The organism is Aeromonas veronii (assembly GCF_040215105.1).
Lineage (GTDB): Bacteria > Pseudomonadota > Gammaproteobacteria > Enterobacterales > Aeromonadaceae > Aeromonas > Aeromonas veronii_G.
This window is the reverse complement of the sequence record NZ_CP157875.1, coordinates 4,096,298-4,111,586: the sequence shown is the minus strand read 5'-3', so window position 1 is coordinate 4,111,586 and position 15,289 is coordinate 4,096,298. Positions and strand designations below refer to the sequence as shown.

Below are 15,289 nucleotides of genomic sequence, written 5' to 3'. Positions count from 1 at the left end.
CTCTCAGGCGCTGATTACTTGATGGCATCCGGGACGGGAGCGTCGCGGGGCGGTTGCAGGGCGATCACCAGCTCGCCAGTCTGGGGCTGAATGGGGCCGGTGACCACCTGTGGCTGCCCCTTGGCATCGAGCAGGAACAGCGGTATGGCGCCCGGATTGGCCTCCTGATACTGATTCCAGTCGAAGGCTTCCCGTAGCCGGGTCGCCTTGATCTGACCCCCTCGGCTCAGCAGGCCGCTCAGGCGGGCAAAGTTCATCTCGGCTCCGAACAGATTCTGACGGGCGCGGAAGGTGGCGCTCTCCCGGTTCGCCTTGCCGTGCTGATCGCTGGAGCGCAGGGAGTAGACCTTCTCCTCCCCATAGAGGTGAGCGAAGTGCAGCACGCCGAGGGCGTTGTTGTGGCGGTTGGGGGAGAGGGCCAGCACTGTGCTGATGCTGGTAAGCGGCAGGTGCAACTCGGCCTGCTCCGACTGCGGATTGCCGAAGTAGCAGGGCAGGTTACTCATGCGGGCCAGCTTGCAGTGTTCCCAGGCGGGATCCGACAGCTGCACCGGGATGCCCTGATCCGCCAGTGCCTTGGCGATGGCACGGGCCACCGAGTTGGCGCCGATCAGCAGCCAGACATTGGGAGCGCTCTGGCGCATGCCGAGCAGGTTGGCGAGGGGGGCAGAGGTCAGGCTCTGCAGCACCACGGTGAAAATGATGACGGCGAACACCAGGGGCACCAGCTTGTCGGCATCTGCAATGCCTGCCTCGTGCATGCTGATGGCAAAGGAGGCACTCACTGCCGCCGCCACTATGCCGCGGGGGGCAATCCAGCTGAGCAGGGCGCGGGCACGCCAGGGAAGATCCGATCCCATGGTCGATACCAGGATACAGAGCGGGCGGGCCACAAACTGCACCACACACAGCAGGAGCAGCACCATGGGCCCGAGCTGCCAGAGCTGTGCCAGATCGAGCCTGGCCGCCAGCAGGATGAACAGGGAGGAGATGAGGATGACGGCGAGATCCTCCTTGAACTCCAGCACCTCTTCCAGATCCAGCCCCTCCTGATTGGCGAGCCAGATGCCGAAGACGGTGACCGCCAGCAGGCCGGATTCGTGGCTGATCCAGTCAGAGAGGGTGAAGGTGACCAGCACCAGCGCCAGCACGCCGAACTTGTGCAGGCTGACCGGTAGCCAGTCCTTGCGAATGAGCAGGGTGGTGAGCCAGCCGGCGCCCACCCCGATCAGGGTGCCGACTCCCACCGTCTTGCCGAGCGCCAGCAGGGTGTGGCTGAGCACGTCACTCTGGCTGCCGAGGCGAACGGCCTCGAACACCAGCACCGCGAACAGGGCTCCGATGGGATCGATGACGATCCCCTCCCAGCGCAGGATCTTGTCGACCTCCCGCACCGGCCGGATCACGTTGAGCATGGGGGCTACCACGGTCGGTCCCGTCACCACCAGCACGGCACCGAGTACCATGGCGACCCGCCAATCCAGCCCCAGCAGGAAGTAGCTGGCACCGCCTATCACCGCGAAGCTGGCCAGCATGCCGACGGAGCAGAGGTTGCGCACCACCTTGCCAATCCCCTTGAGTTCGGCCAGATGCAGGGTCAATGCCCCCTCGAACAGAATGATGGCCACCGACAGGGAGACCAGCGGGAACAGCAGATCCCCGAGCAGGGCATCCGGATCGAGTACCCCCGTCACGGGACCGAGCAACAGGCCGCTGAGCAGCAGAAACAGGATGGCTGGCACCCGCAGGGACCAGGCCAGCCACTGGGCCAACAGGGAGATCAGGGCGATCCCCGCCAGGGAGAGTGCAATCATGCCAACCTCGGGCAGGTAATGGGACTGGGAGTAGTGTAGCGGGGAAGCGGGGCAAATTGACATTCGATTGGAACAGGGGAGGCGGCCCGCGCCCGGGCGGTGGAGGGGGAAATGGGAGCGGAATGTGCGGCGCGACTAGATGGGGCTCTCCTTGTGCAGTTCGGTGACGCAGTCGGTCACCGCCAGCACCAGAGCGGAGCGTACCATCTGATCGAGCCGGTTGAGCTGCATCTGGTAGAGGGGCCAGTCCTCCTCGTTGGCCGGGGGATCCTGCGGCATCATGCTGGCCTGACTGATGCCATGCAGGCGATCGAGCAGGTCGCGAACGGGTTTGTCGCTGAAACGGTAATCCTTGGGGTCGCGCACCAGAAAATCGCGGATCTTCATGTAGGCTTCGATGTCCTGATAGTGCTCGAGGGAGATGAGACCGAGGGCGAAGATGAGCTTGAGGCGCACCTCCAGCTGGCCGAGGGGGCCGCTCTGGTTGAGCAGGGGTTCGATGGCGTATTTGACGGCATACTCCTCCTGGCGGAACGCGCGCCGCATCAGGGAGTCGACCGCCTCTTCCAGGATGGTCACGACCTCGAGGAAGAAGCCGCGGGGGCCATCCTGCTCGTTCAGTCGTTCCAGTACTTCATCTTCCTGGTGTGTGGTCATAGATACTTGGGGTCCAGCTGACTGGGAGAGAGCCAGGCTCTCTCCCGGTTTTTAACTTGGCGGCACCTGGTCACCCCGTGACGGGGCAGACCAGGACACCGCCAGTGGGTCCTCACAGGGCCTGATAGCGGGCGACGATGGCGGCAACGATCTCGCTGTCTGCATCCAGGCCGGTCACTCGTGCCAGGGCCTTGGCCGGGCCGAGCTCCGCCAGCAAGGCTTGCAGCTCTACCGCCTGAGGGTCGTCGGCATTGCGATAATGCAGCGCCGCCGCTATGCCCTCCTGCAGATGATCATTGGGCAGCCCGTATTCCAGGGTGCCGAGCAGCGGCTTCACCAGCCTGTCGCCCGCCGCCAGCTTGCGCAGCGGCTGACGGCCCACCCGGTCGATTTCGTCCACCAGATAGGGGTTGGCGAAGCGGGCCAGGATCTTCTCGATATAGGCGGCATGGAGCCGCGGATCGAAGCCGTAACGCTGTACCAGCACAGCACCGCTCTCCTCCATGGCGCGGCGCACCTTGCTGCGAATGAGCGGATCCTCGATGGCGTCACGCACCGTCCGGTAGCCCCTCAGCTTGCCGAGGTAGGCGGTGACGATGTGGCCGGTGTTGAGGGTGAACAGCTTGCGCTCGACGAAGGCCATCAGGTTGTCGGTCGTCTCCATGCCCGCCACCTTGGGTAGCTCGCCCTTGAACTGGGTCTGGTCGACGATCCACTCGCTGAAGCTCTCCACCGTCACCTCAAGGGGATCGTCGTTGGCCGCGGCGGGCGGCACGATGCGATCCACCGCCGAGTCGACGAAGCCGATGCAGGCGTCGAGCCGGGCATGATACTCGACCGGCAGGTACTTGAGTACCTCCTGCTTGAGGTGGCTGGTGCCGCGCACCATGTTTTCGCAGGCGATGACGTTGAGAGGGGTCAGGTTGCCGGCATCGAAGCGGGCCTGCAGCCCCTTGGCCAGGGTGCTGGCAATCTTGTCCAGAATGTTGGGGCCCACCGCCGTGGTCACCAGATCCGCGCTGACGATGCGATCGATTACTTCTTGCCCGGCGGAGCTGACGGCCGCCACGTTGCGTACCACATCCAGCTTCTGATCCGTGCCCACCACCAGCACCTTGTACTCCTGGCGGTGGTTGAGCTGATCGATAAGGGTCTCGTTGACGTCGGCGAAGGTGACCTGGTGGCTGGCGTCGGCCAGCAGTTTACCGATGAAGCCACGGCCTATATTGCCGGCACCAAAATGCAATGTTTTCATGATATTAACCTCTACAACCAAAGACGATGATGAGTTATGCGGCCTGTTCGGCACCCAGTAAATCCAGGAACTCCTGGGGATCCCGGGTGCTGGCCAACCGGTCGATGAGACCCGGTTCATCCAGTGCATTGGTCAGCTTGGTTATTACCTGAATGTGTTCGTCATTGCGGGCGGCGATACCGATCACCAGCCGCGCCACCTCGTCGGCGGACTCACCGAACGGCACGCCGGCCGGGTACTGGCAGATGACGATGCCGGTGCGCTTCACGTGCTCCTTGGCGGCGATGGTGCCGTGGGGCACGGCGATGGACTCGCCAAGATAGGTGGAGACCAGCTGCTCGCGTTCCAGCATGGCGTCGACATAGTCCGGGGCCACGTAGCCACGCTCGGCCAGCAGCTTGCCGGCAGCCAGGATGGCGGCCTCCTTGTTGTCGGCCTGAAGGCCCAGGTGCACGTCCTGCAGGCTCAGGGTGAAGACCTCGGTGCTCTGCGGCTCAAAGCTGTCGTCGTTGGCGGCCACCAGCAGGTGTGGGTTGGCTACGTCGTCGTTGGCAGCCCTGGCCAGACTCAGGTTCTGTACCAGCTCCTGATAGAGGGCGTTGTCGAGGAAGTTGTTGAGGGAGATGTGTTGGGCGTGCGGCGCATGGCGGCGGGCACGGTCGGTCAGATCCTTGTGGGTGATGACCAGATCCACCTGATCGTCCAGGCTGTTGATGGCGCGGTTGGTCACGCTGATGTTAAGGCCAGCGGCCTCTACCCGCTTGCGCAGCATGCCGGCGCCCATGGCGCTGGAGCCCATGCCCGCATCGCAGGCGACGACGATGTTGCGTACCGCCATCAGTTCACCACCGGGCTTCTTGGCCGCTGCGGCTTCTGGCTTGGTACCCTTCATGGACTTCATCTTGCGGGTGGCTTCACCCAGGGCATCGGCTTCGTCGGCTTCCGGTTGCTGGGCACGCACGAAGACGGCGGCGACCAGGAAGGAGACGGTGGCCGAGGCGACGATGGAGAGCAGCACCCCGATGAGGGAGGCCTTGGGCGTCATCAGCAGCACGGCAAAGATGGAGCCGGGGGAGGCCGGAGAGACCAGGCCCGCGTTGAACAGGGTCAGGGTGAAGACACCGGTCATACCGCCGGCGATCACCGCCAGGATGAGGCGCGGGTTCATCAGCACGTAGGGGAAGTAGATCTCGTGGATGCCGCCGAAGAAGTGAATGATGGAGGCACCGGCAGCGGATTGCTTGGCATTGCCACGGCCGAACACCATGTAGGCCAGCAGCACGCCGAGGCCGGGACCCGGGTTCGCTTCGATCAGGAAGAAGATGGAGCGGCCCTGTTCAGTCGCCTGCTGGATGCCGAGCGGCGAGAAGATGCCGTGGTTGATGGCGTTGTTCAGGAACAGGATCTTGGCCGGTTCGACGAAGATGGAGGTCAGCGGCAGCAGGCTGTGGGCGACCAGGAAGTCGACACCGCCAGCCAGGGCGCCGGAGAGTACCTTGACGAAGGGACCGATCACGAAGAAGGCGAGGATGGCGCACAGCATGCCGATGATGCCGGCGGAGAAGTTGTTGACCAGCATCTCGAAGCCGCTCTTGACCCGGCCTTCCATCGCCTTGTCGAAGCGCTTGATGGCCCAACCACCGAGGGGGCCGACCATCATGGCACCCATGAACATGGGGATGTCGGTGCCGACGATGACCCCCATGGTGGTGATGGCACCGACCACGGCGCCCCGTTCACCACCGATCAGCTTGCCGCCGGTGTAGCCGATGAGCAGCGGCAGCAGGTAGGTGATCATGGGGCCAACCAGCTTGGCCAGCGTCTCGTTGGGCAGCCAGCCGGTGGGGATGAAGAGGGCGGTAATGAAGCCCCAGGCGATGAAGGCGCCTATGTTGGGCATGACCATATTGGACAGGAAGCGTCCAAAATTCTGTATCTTGACTTTGGTATCCGGTGATAACATGTCGGGACCCCGTTTTAAGCCTGTTTGATTAAGAGTGGTAGTCGGAGTGGTGGGTTTTGCCGAACCCCCATCCGGGTCGTCTAAGCAACTTCAATCTACCAGCTTGCGATCAAATTAGGCTGAAAACGGGGCATCTTGTGACTTGCCTCTCAAATACACCTCCCTCCCCCCTCCCTCACGAGTGATCTCAATCACGATTTAGAACTGTTTTTTGGCTACTTTTCATTCTTTTCTGCTGCGAACGATGTTTTACCGTGATTTACCTCTCGTTTTCATGCCTGCCGCGAGTGGTTGTCAATGTGATTTTTGTCACAAAATGTGAATTTGATTCCAATTGGGGCTCGGTCGCTGAGCCTGCATCCGGGGGTGGCAGCGATGGATCTGCCATGCAATGGGCTAACTGAGCGATGAATCACTCTGATTTGTTGCCCACTTTCAGGCAGAGAGAGGGAGGGGAGCAGAGTTTCGTCTGTAGTAAGCCTGAGGGGGAAGGATCAGGAAAGGACACGGGGTGGGGATGAGTGGTGATCGGCCCGGGCACCGCCATGAAAAAGGCCCGCACGGGGCGGGCCTTTTGAAAGGGGAGAGCTTACTCCGCCTGGGGAGCCGGATCGGCCGGCGTCTCGGCATCGGCGGCCGGGGCGACCGGCGCCGGGCCCGGCACCAGCGCCACCGCCGGCTTGGCGATGAGGGAGCGGGTCTCCTCCACCGCTTCGGTCAGCTTGACCTGGATCACCTGGCCGAGCTCGTAGACCACCTCGGTCTTGTCCAGATAGACGCGGCCGTTGTCCCAGTTGCACTCCAGCCTGTCCTTGTTGTCCAGGATGTGGCGGGCGGGCATGAAGACCACGGCGCCATTCTCCTGCAGGCGCAGCTTGAGGCCGGCGCGCATCACGTCGATGATCTCGGCGTTGAACACCTGATCGGTGCCGGCGGCAGACATCAGGTAGCGGACATAGAGCCAGTCGCCGATGTCGCGCTCCACCATGCGATGCAGGCGGCGGCAGGCGGTCAGGTGCTCGGTCAGCTCGGTACTCGGGCGCGGGCCCGGTGCCTTGCCGGCGATGACGGCTTTCAGCAGACGATGGTTGACCATGTCGCCGTACTTGCGGATGGGGGAGGTCCAGGTGGCATAGGCGTCCAGCCCCAGGCCGTAGTGGGCACCCGGCTCGGAGGACATCAGCGCATAGCTCTGGAAGCGGCGGATCTTGCCGTCCAGCCAGCGGGTATCCAGGTTGTCTATCCAGCGGCGCAGGGCGCAGAAGCCGGACAGGCTGGCGATCTCTTCCTTCTCGAACGGCGCCTCGGCGGTCTTGAGCAGCTCGATGGCACCATCGAGGGACTCCTCGTCAAAACCGGTGTGGACGTTGAAGATGCCGTAACCCACCTGCTTGCCGAGCACGCGGCCGGCGCAGATGTTAGCGGCGATCATCGACTCTTCCACCATGCGGTTGGCGATGCGGCGCGGCTCCACGTGGATGGCCAGTACCTCGCCGTTCTCACCCAGTTCGAAGTCATAGTCGGGGCGATCCGGGAACACCAGGGCGTGCTCGGTGCGCCACTTGATGCGCGCCTCGGTCATGGCCTTCATCAGCGGCAACTGGGCCAGCACCCCGGCGTCGATATCCAGCGCTTTGCCGTGCTCGGCCCAGTCGGAAACGTCGTCATAGGAGAGGCGGGCGTGGGAGTTGATGCGGGCGGCGAAGAATTCGGTCTCCTCCAGCAGCAGACCATCCTCGGCGATGAGCAGGCGGGCGCACAGGGTGTTGCGCTCCTCGCCTTCCTTCAGGGAGCAGAGCTCGTCTGAGAGGGTGCGCGGGATCATGGGCACGTTGCGGCCCGGCATGTAGACGGTGAAGGCGCGCTTGGCGGCTTCCAGATCCAGCTCGCTGCCCTCGGCCACATAGGCGGTCGGATCGGCGATGGCCACCAGCAGCTCCCAGCCGTTGTCCAGCTTGCGGATGGCCAGGGCGTCATCCATGTCCTTGGTCTTGGCGCCATCGATGGTGAAGAAGGGAGTAGAGGTCAGGTCGGTGCGGGGCAGCTCCTCCTCCTCGATCACCTTCCACTCCGGCAGGTCGGCCGGTTCAATCTGGGCCAGATTGTGGCGCGCCAGCACCACCCACCAGGGCACGTTGTGATCGTCCTTGTCGGCGATGAGCTGGGTGATTTCGGCGGAGAAGTTGCCGTCCACCAGGGCGTGGCGCTTGAGGGTCGCCACCACCCAGTCCCCTTCCTTGAAGGACTTCTCGTCCAGACCCTTCTTGGCGCGGGCCTTGATGGCGTCCTTGATGAGGGGGTGATCCGGCACCACGTTGAGGCGGTCGCGGAACATCTTCACGCGGCCGACGAAGCGGGTCACCGCCTGCTCCAGCAGGGCGTCCGGCTCGGCCACTTCCTTCTCTTTCTCGGTCCGGATCAGGGCGCTCACCCGGTCACCGTGCATCACCTTCTTCATGTAGGGAGGGGGCACGAAATAGCTGCTCTTCTCATCGACCTCCAGGAAGCCGAAGCCTCGATCGGAGGCGCGGATCACACCCTCTTTCTTGGGGATGTTCTCGCGGATTTGTTGCTTGAGCTGGGCCAGCAGCGGATTGTCTTGAAACATAAGTGAGGAACCTGAGGTGGAAACCGATGAAGAATCGCCCAGCACTATACGTTTTTACCCCCCCAAAGCCAAGGTGAATGGCCGCGTCAGCGGGGTTGCAGTGCCCGGCGACCCTGCACGATCAGGCGCTGGGAGACCTGTTTGTGCAGCCCCCGCTCCAGTACCCAGCGATGCCAGTAGAGCCGCTCCACCAGGTGCAGATCCGGGCAGAGATCGAGCAGGCTGCCCTCCGCCAGCTGGCGACGGATCTGCAGCTCGGGAATGAGACAGCAGGCCAGCCCCTGTTCGGCCATGGCGACGAAGGCCTCGGAGGAGCGCACCGTGTGACAGGGGTAGCCGCCGGGTTTCAGGTCGAAGTGGCGGGCCACGAAACTCACGTGCATGTCGTCGCGCTGATCGAAGGCCACCGCCGGTGCCTTCGCGAGCGCGGCGGCGGTGAGGCCGTGCGGGAAGTGACGGGCGACGAAGGTGGGACTGGCGGTGAGCAGGTAGCGCATCTCGCCGAGTTCATCGACACAGCAACCGGCGAGCGGCTGGGGCTGCAGGCTGACGGCGCCGAATGCCTGACCCTCGCGCACCTTGTCGAGGGTGCGGCTCTCGTCATCCACCAGCAGGTTCAGTTCGATGGGGTGCTGCTCAAGCAGCGGGCCGAGGGCGGGCAGGAACCAGGTGGCCAGGCTGTCGGCGTTGATGGCGATGCTGACCCGCACCGGTGCCTGGGGCTCCTCGGGGGAGAGCTCCCCCGCCAACTCCAGCTCCAGCTGGCGCACCTGACGGTAGTGGGCCAGCAACTTCTGGCCGAGCTCGGTGGCCCGCAGGGGTTGGCTGCGGATGATCAGCGGCTCGGCGAATTGCTGCTCCAACTGCTTGATGCGCTGGGAGATGGCGGACTGGGTGAGGTGCAGGCGCTGGGCGGCCCGCTCGAAATTCTGCTCCTCCATCACGGCGTCCAGCGCCAGCAGCAGCTTGTAGTCCAGTGCCTTCATCAGCATTCCTTATGAAAGTTTCAATATCAGTAAATATGCTACTGAACGCGCGGGGTTGGCAACCAGGCGCAGCGGGCTCTGGTGCATCCCGGCTGCCGGGAAGGTGCAGGTCGGCCACTGTGATAAGTGACAGTAGCGGGCGAATGAGATTCATTGGATACTCACTCGGTCCGTTTTTGCATGGGGTGGAAACGGGCCATAGCGAGAGTTTTGGTCCCGGGCACTGTCCCGGGACTTTTTTATGGCGAGAGCCGGAGGGTCGGTCGCATGGGGCGGGCTGAGTGGATTCAGGGGGTGCCGAGCAACTCGCCGGCCCGGCTGTAGCGGCCCCGCAGCGGCCGGTTGACGGCGCGCTCGAAGCGCTCGTCCAGCAGGAAGCGGATGCCGACCCCGCGCACCGCGCCGAGATCCACGGCCTGGCGGTGGCCCAGGCGCTCGATGGGCAGGCCGAGGCGGCGGAAGATGCGCTCCACCGGCAGGCTGACCACGGCGACCAGCTCCCGGATCCCCTGCTCTCTGGCGAAGGCATAGACCTCGCGGAAGATGACGCAGGTCAGCTCGCTGATGCCGTTGTCGAGCTGGGGAGCCCGGCTGGCGTCGACGGCGAGCCGGGTCAGCTCCCAGACCTCCGGGCCGCGGGGAGCCATCTCGCCGGCGAGGGCGCAGGGGAAGATGCTGGGCAGCATGTAATCCTGGGCACAACTGAGCAACCGGATGCAGCCGCACAGCCCTTGTTCGTCTTCGATCAGCACCCAGTGGGTGTCCGGTTTGTCAAAACTGTCCCGCTCCAGCCCCTTGTGGGCTTCCACATCCCAGCCGAGCCGATCGGAGAAGACTCGCTTGCGAAAGCGATAGAGCTCGTTTTCGACCTCCCATTTGGGGTGTTCTTTTATTTTTCCTTTGAAAACAAGCATTCATGTCTCTCCATTTCATGTTTCGGCGCTATAATCCAAAGCCTTGTCTAGGGGGGCTAGCCTAATGACACGCGACCAACTGCTTGAGTATCTGGAACATTTCACACTGGTGACCGATGGCAATCGGCTGGCCGAACTGATCGGCCGCTTCACCCTGGGAATGGGTTACGACTACTATCGTTTTGCGCTCATCCTGCCCATGTCCATGCAAAGGCCCAAGGTGGTGCTGTTCAACCAGTGCCCCGACTCCTGGGTGCAGGCCTACACGGCCAACCACATGCTCTCCTGTGATCCCATCATTCAGCTCGCCCGCAAGCAGACCCTGCCCATCTACTGGAACCGGCTGGACGAGAAGGCGCGCTTCCTGCAAGAGGGCAGCATGGATGTGATGGGGCTGGCGGCGGAGTTCGGCCTGCGCAACGGCATCTCCTTCCCGTTGCACGGGGCGGCGGGGGAGAACGGCATTCTCTCCTTCATCACCCGGGAGCGGGCCTCGAGCGATCTGCTGCTGGAGTCCTCGCCCATCCTCTCCTGGATGTCCAACTACATCTTCGAGGCGGCGATCCGGATCGTGCGCAAGAGCATGCTGGAGGAGGAGCAGGAGGCGCTGACCGAGCGGGAGACCGAGTGCCTGTTCTGGGCCAGCGAAGGCAAGACCTCGAGCGAGATCGCCTGCATCCTCGGCATCACTGAGCGCACCGTGAACTACCACCTCAATCAGGTGACCCGCAAGACCGGCTCCATGAACCGCTACCAGGCCATCGCCAAGGGGGTGAGCAGCGGCATTCTGCTGCCCAACCTGGAACAGGTCGTGATCACCAACTATCCCTCGCTGCTGCAATGATCCCGGGCCTGGCGACAATAAGCTGTCGCTGGGCTTCTCATGGAACTCACTTCCACCTCTCCCGATCACAGTGCCAAGATCCTTGTCATCGCGGGATGCCGGATTGCGTCTCTCCCCGTCTGGCCGGCGTTTTGCCGTGCCCGGGGAAATAACCCTGACGATTCTCGGGTCGGGGAGGGGGAGGGACAATTGTCAGATCCTGCTATTGACAGGGGAGGGGGAATGGCGAACCGCTTCTGTCATCAGAATGGCTAATGCATCAGCAAATGAATGAATTTCTCTGATGAAGAGGCAGGCTCTATAGTGCCGTCCATCTCTTCACTGGACGTACCCCCTATGTTTGCCACTACCCTGCAAGGCTTTACCCTCGGCCTCGCCATGATCATTCCCATCGGCGCCCAGAATGCCTTCGTGCTGAGCCGGGGCATCCACCGCAACCATCACCTGCTGACGGCCACCCTCTGCTGCCTGTGCGACCTCGTGCTGATCGGCATCGGTGTGTTCGGCGGCGCCAATCTGCTGGCGGCCAGCCCCATCGGGCTGGCGCTGCTGACCTGGGGCGGGGTGATCTTCCTCGGCTGGTTCGGCGTGCGATCCCTGCGCAGCGCCTGGCGCGGGCAGGGCGGGGCGCTGGCGGATTCCCCCCAGTTGATGGGGATCAAGAGCGTGCTGGCCATGACCCTGGGGGTGACCCTGCTCAACCCTCACGTCTACCTGGATACCCTGATGCTGCTCGGCTCCTTCGGCAGCCAGTTCGCCGAGGATCTCAGGCCCGCCTTCGCGGCCGGGGCCATGCTGGCCTCCCTGGTCTGGTTCTACAGCCTGGCATTCGGGGCGGCGGCGCTTTCACCTTGGCTCGCTCGGGGAAAAGTGCAGCAAGCCATTGATATTATTGTCGGTATCATCATGCTGGTGCTGGCGGCCAAGTTGGCGTTCGGGGCCCTGATGGCGTCATAAGGTTAATTTTGTGCCGGGCCTCATAAAAATGAGTCCCGGCTTCATCTGCTGACATATTCGTCTGTTAAATTCCCGTCGCTGGTAAAGCGTCACTCATAAAAAAAGGGAATAGACAGTGAATAAAACCATGAAACTGGGGGCTATTGCCGCCATCGTGCTGTTGTCTGCCTGTAGCAGCGACAACGACAGCGAGGCGCAACCGGGAGCCGTCTCCCTGCGTCTCATCCAGACCTCCGATATCCACTCCAACGTGCTGGGCTATGACTACTACCAGAACAAGGAGGATCACAAATTCGGCCTCTCCCGCACGGCTCTGCTGATCCGGGCCGCCCGCGCCGAGAACCCCAACAACCTGCTGCTCGACAACGGCGATCTCATTCAGGGCACGCCGCTGGCTGACTACATCTTCGAACAGTCCGGCGCCGGCTACCTCGACAAGCAGGCTCATCCGGTGTTCAAGGCCATGAACGAACTCGGCTATGACGCCGGCAACCTCGGCAACCACGAGTTCAACTACGGGCTGGACTACCTCGGCAAGGTGCTGGCGGGGGCCAAGTTCCCCTACGTGAACGCCAACGTGTTCGAGGCCGGGAGTTTCAAGCGCGATGCCAAGGGGCAGATTGACTGGAGCGGCAACAAGTTCACCCCCTACCTGCTGCTGGAGCGCAAGGTGACGGATGACAAGGGCCAGCCGCAAACCGTCAAGGTCGGTATCCTCGGCCTGACCCCGCCCCAGGTGTTGCAGTGGGACAAGCGCCACCTGGAGGGCAAGGTCGTGGTGGCCGACATGGTGGAAACCGCAAACCATTACGTGCCGGAGCTGCGCGCCAAGGGGGCCGACATCGTGGTGGTGGTCGCCCACACCGGCATCAACGCCAGCAGCTACGAGGCCATGATGGAGAACTCCGCCTGGCACCTGGCCAAGGTGAAGGGCATCGACGCCCTGATGCTGGGCCACGCCCACAAGAACTTCCCCGGCGACTTCCCGGACTTGCCGGAGGTGGACAACCAGGCTGGCACCCTGAGTGGCATCCCCACCGTCATGCCCGGCTACTGGGGCAATCACCTCGGCATCATCGATCTCAAGCTGGAGCAGGTGGATGGCAAGTGGCAGGTGAAGCAGAGCCAGGCCAGCCTGCGCAAGATCGATTCCAGCGAAGGCAGCGCCGTGGATCAGCGGGTGGTGGACCTGGTGCAGGCGGATCACGATGCCACCAACCTCTGGCTGGACGAGCCGCTTGGCAAGATCACCTCCCCCATCCACAGCTTCTTCGCCCTGGTGCAGGATGATCCGTCCGTCCAACTGGTGAGCGACGCCCAGCGCCAGCATGCCGAGCAGCTGCAAAAAGACGGCTTGCTCAAGGAGGCTTATCCCATCCTCTCGGTGGCCGCCCCCTTCCGCGGTGGTCGCAACGGCATCAATGACTTCACCTATGTGGCCCAGGGCAACATCTCCCTGCGCAACGTCTCCGACCTCTACATCTACCCGAACACCCTGCAGGTGGTGGAGGTGAACGGCGCCACCGTCAAGGAGTGGCTGGAGATGAGCGCCGGCCAGTTCAACCAGATAGACGCCGGCAACACGGGCGTGCAGTGGCTGGTGAACGAGAACTTCCCCACCTACAACTTCGACGTCATCGACGGGGTCAGCTACGAGGTGGACATCACCCAGCCTGCCCGCTACAACAAGGACGGCGCCAAGGTGAGCGATGGCCAGCGCATCAGCGGCCTGACCTTCAACGGCCAGCCCCTGGATGCGGCCCAGAAGTTCTACGTGGTGACCAACAACTACCGTGCCAGCGGCGGCGGACACTTCCCGGGGATCGATGGCAGCAACATCGTCCACGAAGATCCCTTCGAGACGCGGGAGATCATCGCCCAGTATCTGAAGTCCCAGTCCGCGGACAACCCGTCCGGCTTCAGCCCGGCGGCCAACGACAACTGGCACATGAAGGCACTGCCTGCGGGCGTGGACGTGCGGCTCTACTCTTCGCCACGGGATGAGGCCAAGGCCCTGGCGGGGGCAGACTTGAGCTATCAGTCCACTCTGCCAATGAGTGATGCCAAACATCCGGGTTACGCCATCTACCGGCTGGTTCGCTGACTCCCAGGCCGATAACAAAAAGCCCTCGCTGTGCGAGGGCTTTTTCGTGGGGCGGCGCTTAGTAGAAACCCGCATCCTCCGGATTGGGGCGGGTCTTGAAGCGGCGGTGCAGCCACATGTACTGCTCGGGCGCGCGGCGTACGGCGGCTTCAATCTCCCGGTTGGCGCGGGCGGCATCGGCCACGTCATCGCCGCTCGGATAATCCGTCAGGGGCGCCCCGATGTGCAGGGTGTAGCCGTCCTGGGTACGGATGTTGTAGCAGGGCAGGGTGACGGTGTTCTTGACCCGGGCCAGGGTGGCGGTGCCGGTGATGGTGGCGGCCTGCTCCACCGCGAAGTAGGGCACGAAGACGCTGGCATGGGCGCCGTAGTCGTGATCCGGCGCGTACCAGAGGGCATCGCCGTTGCGCAGGGCCTTGATCATCCCCTTCACGTCCAGCCGGTCCACCAGATACTTGTTGGAGGCGCAGCGGCCGTGGTACTGGGCATACTCCAGCACGGGATTGGTGTTGGGGCGGTAGACGCCGACCCCGGGCCGTACCAGGCCGAAGCAGCGGGCGTTGAGTTCCAGCGTCAGGAAGTGGCAGGAGAGCAGCAGCATGCCCTGGCCCCTCTCGACGGCGTCGATGACGTGCTCTTCTCCTTCCACCTTCATCAGGCGGCGCATCCGCCAGTCCGGCCAGAACCAGGCGATGCCCACCTCGAAGATGGCGCAGCCCACGCTCTCGAAGTTTTGCACCAGCAAGGCCTCTCGCTGATCCCGGCTGAGCTCGGGCATGGCCAGCTCCAGATTGCGGCGCGCGATCTTGACGCGGGATTTCAATATCTTGCGAGCCAGGGTACCGAGCTGGCGGCCCAGCCACATCTGGCTGCGCCAGGGCAGCAGCACCAGCAGCCAGAGCAGACTGAGGCCGAGCCAGCTGCCCCAATAACGGGGATGGAACAGACGGGGTTCGAGGCGGGGAGCGTGTTCTTGGGCCATGAAGAGTCTCTTGTTCTCAATCGCAAATCAGCGGGAGGCCGCATGAGGGAGAGGGCCTCGCGGCACTGGCCCCGTGCGAACGGTGTTAAGCGCAATCTGAGGATTCTATCCGAAAAGGGGGGGCGGGTGCGAATCGCCGCATCTGGTCAGAGGGGTCAAACGACGGGGAAGGGCCGCCACCGCTGGGGTTACCGCGCTTTTTTCA

At 63.2% G+C, this 15,289-nt stretch carries 10 protein-coding genes and 1 pseudogene; 3 read left to right on the top strand and 8 right to left on the bottom strand.

The features are described 5' to 3' along the window. Positions 1–14: 14 nt before the first annotated feature. The 7 genes and pseudogenes from ABNP46_RS19005 to ABNP46_RS18975 form a co-directional block, all read right to left on the bottom strand. Positions 15–1,927, bottom strand: a pseudogene (locus ABNP46_RS19005) (cation:proton antiporter). 22 nt (positions 1,928–1,949) lie between these two features. Beyond that, entirely contained in the window at positions 1,950–2,471 is a 522-nt protein-coding gene (locus tag ABNP46_RS19000) for an MltR family transcriptional regulator (protein ID WP_349919889.1), read from the bottom strand. Positions 2,472–2,583: 112 nt separating this feature from the next. Then, the gene (locus ABNP46_RS18995; RefSeq protein ID WP_349919887.1) at positions 2,584–3,726 is read right to left on the bottom strand and encodes a mannitol-1-phosphate 5-dehydrogenase; all 1,143 of its coding nucleotides are present in this window, start codon (positions 3,724–3,726) and stop codon (positions 2,584–2,586) included. 34 nt (positions 3,727–3,760) lie between these two features. Beyond that, on the bottom strand, positions 3,761–5,689 hold the full coding sequence (locus tag ABNP46_RS18990; RefSeq protein WP_349919886.1) for a PTS mannitol transporter subunit IICBA: 1,929 nt from the start codon (positions 5,687–5,689) through the stop codon (positions 3,761–3,763). A gap of 589 nt (positions 5,690–6,278) precedes the next feature. Continuing rightward, the gene (locus ABNP46_RS18985) at positions 6,279–8,297 is read right to left on the bottom strand and encodes an exoribonuclease II (RefSeq protein ID WP_349919884.1); all 2,019 of its coding nucleotides are present in this window, start codon (positions 8,295–8,297) and stop codon (positions 6,279–6,281) included. An 86-nt stretch (positions 8,298–8,383) separates the two neighbouring features. Then, a complete protein-coding gene (locus ABNP46_RS18980; RefSeq protein ID WP_349919882.1) occupies positions 8,384–9,283 on the bottom strand; it encodes a LysR family transcriptional regulator ArgP in 900 nt (299 codons plus the stop codon). A 287-nt stretch (positions 9,284–9,570) separates the two neighbouring features. Beyond that, a complete protein-coding gene (locus tag ABNP46_RS18975; RefSeq protein WP_349919881.1) occupies positions 9,571–10,197 on the bottom strand; it encodes an acyl-homoserine-lactone synthase in 627 nt (208 codons plus the stop codon). Positions 10,198–10,261: 64 nt separating this feature from the next. On the opposite strand from ABNP46_RS18975, the gene ABNP46_RS18970 reads away from it, so the two are divergent. From ABNP46_RS18970 to ABNP46_RS18960, 3 genes are all read left to right on the top strand, one after another. Continuing rightward, positions 10,262–11,041, top strand: a complete 780-nt coding sequence (locus ABNP46_RS18970; RefSeq protein ID WP_349919880.1) for a LuxR family transcriptional regulator — start codon at positions 10,262–10,264, stop codon at positions 11,039–11,041. A 336-nt stretch (positions 11,042–11,377) separates the two neighbouring features. Then, positions 11,378–11,998, top strand: a complete 621-nt coding sequence (gene lysE, locus ABNP46_RS18965) for an L-lysine exporter (RefSeq protein WP_349919878.1) — start codon at positions 11,378–11,380, stop codon at positions 11,996–11,998. Between the two features lie 127 nt (positions 11,999–12,125). Continuing rightward, positions 12,126–14,102, top strand: a complete 1,977-nt coding sequence (locus ABNP46_RS18960; RefSeq protein ID WP_349922578.1) for a bifunctional 2',3'-cyclic-nucleotide 2'-phosphodiesterase/3'-nucleotidase — start codon at positions 12,126–12,128, stop codon at positions 14,100–14,102. Between the two features lie 58 nt (positions 14,103–14,160). On the opposite strand, the gene lpxL is transcribed toward ABNP46_RS18960, so the two are convergent. Further along, complete coding sequence (gene lpxL / locus ABNP46_RS18955; protein WP_349919877.1) at positions 14,161–15,084, bottom strand: LpxL/LpxP family Kdo(2)-lipid IV(A) lauroyl/palmitoleoyl acyltransferase; 924 nt, start codon at positions 15,082–15,084, stop codon at positions 14,161–14,163. Between the last annotated feature and the right edge of the window lie 205 nt (positions 15,085–15,289).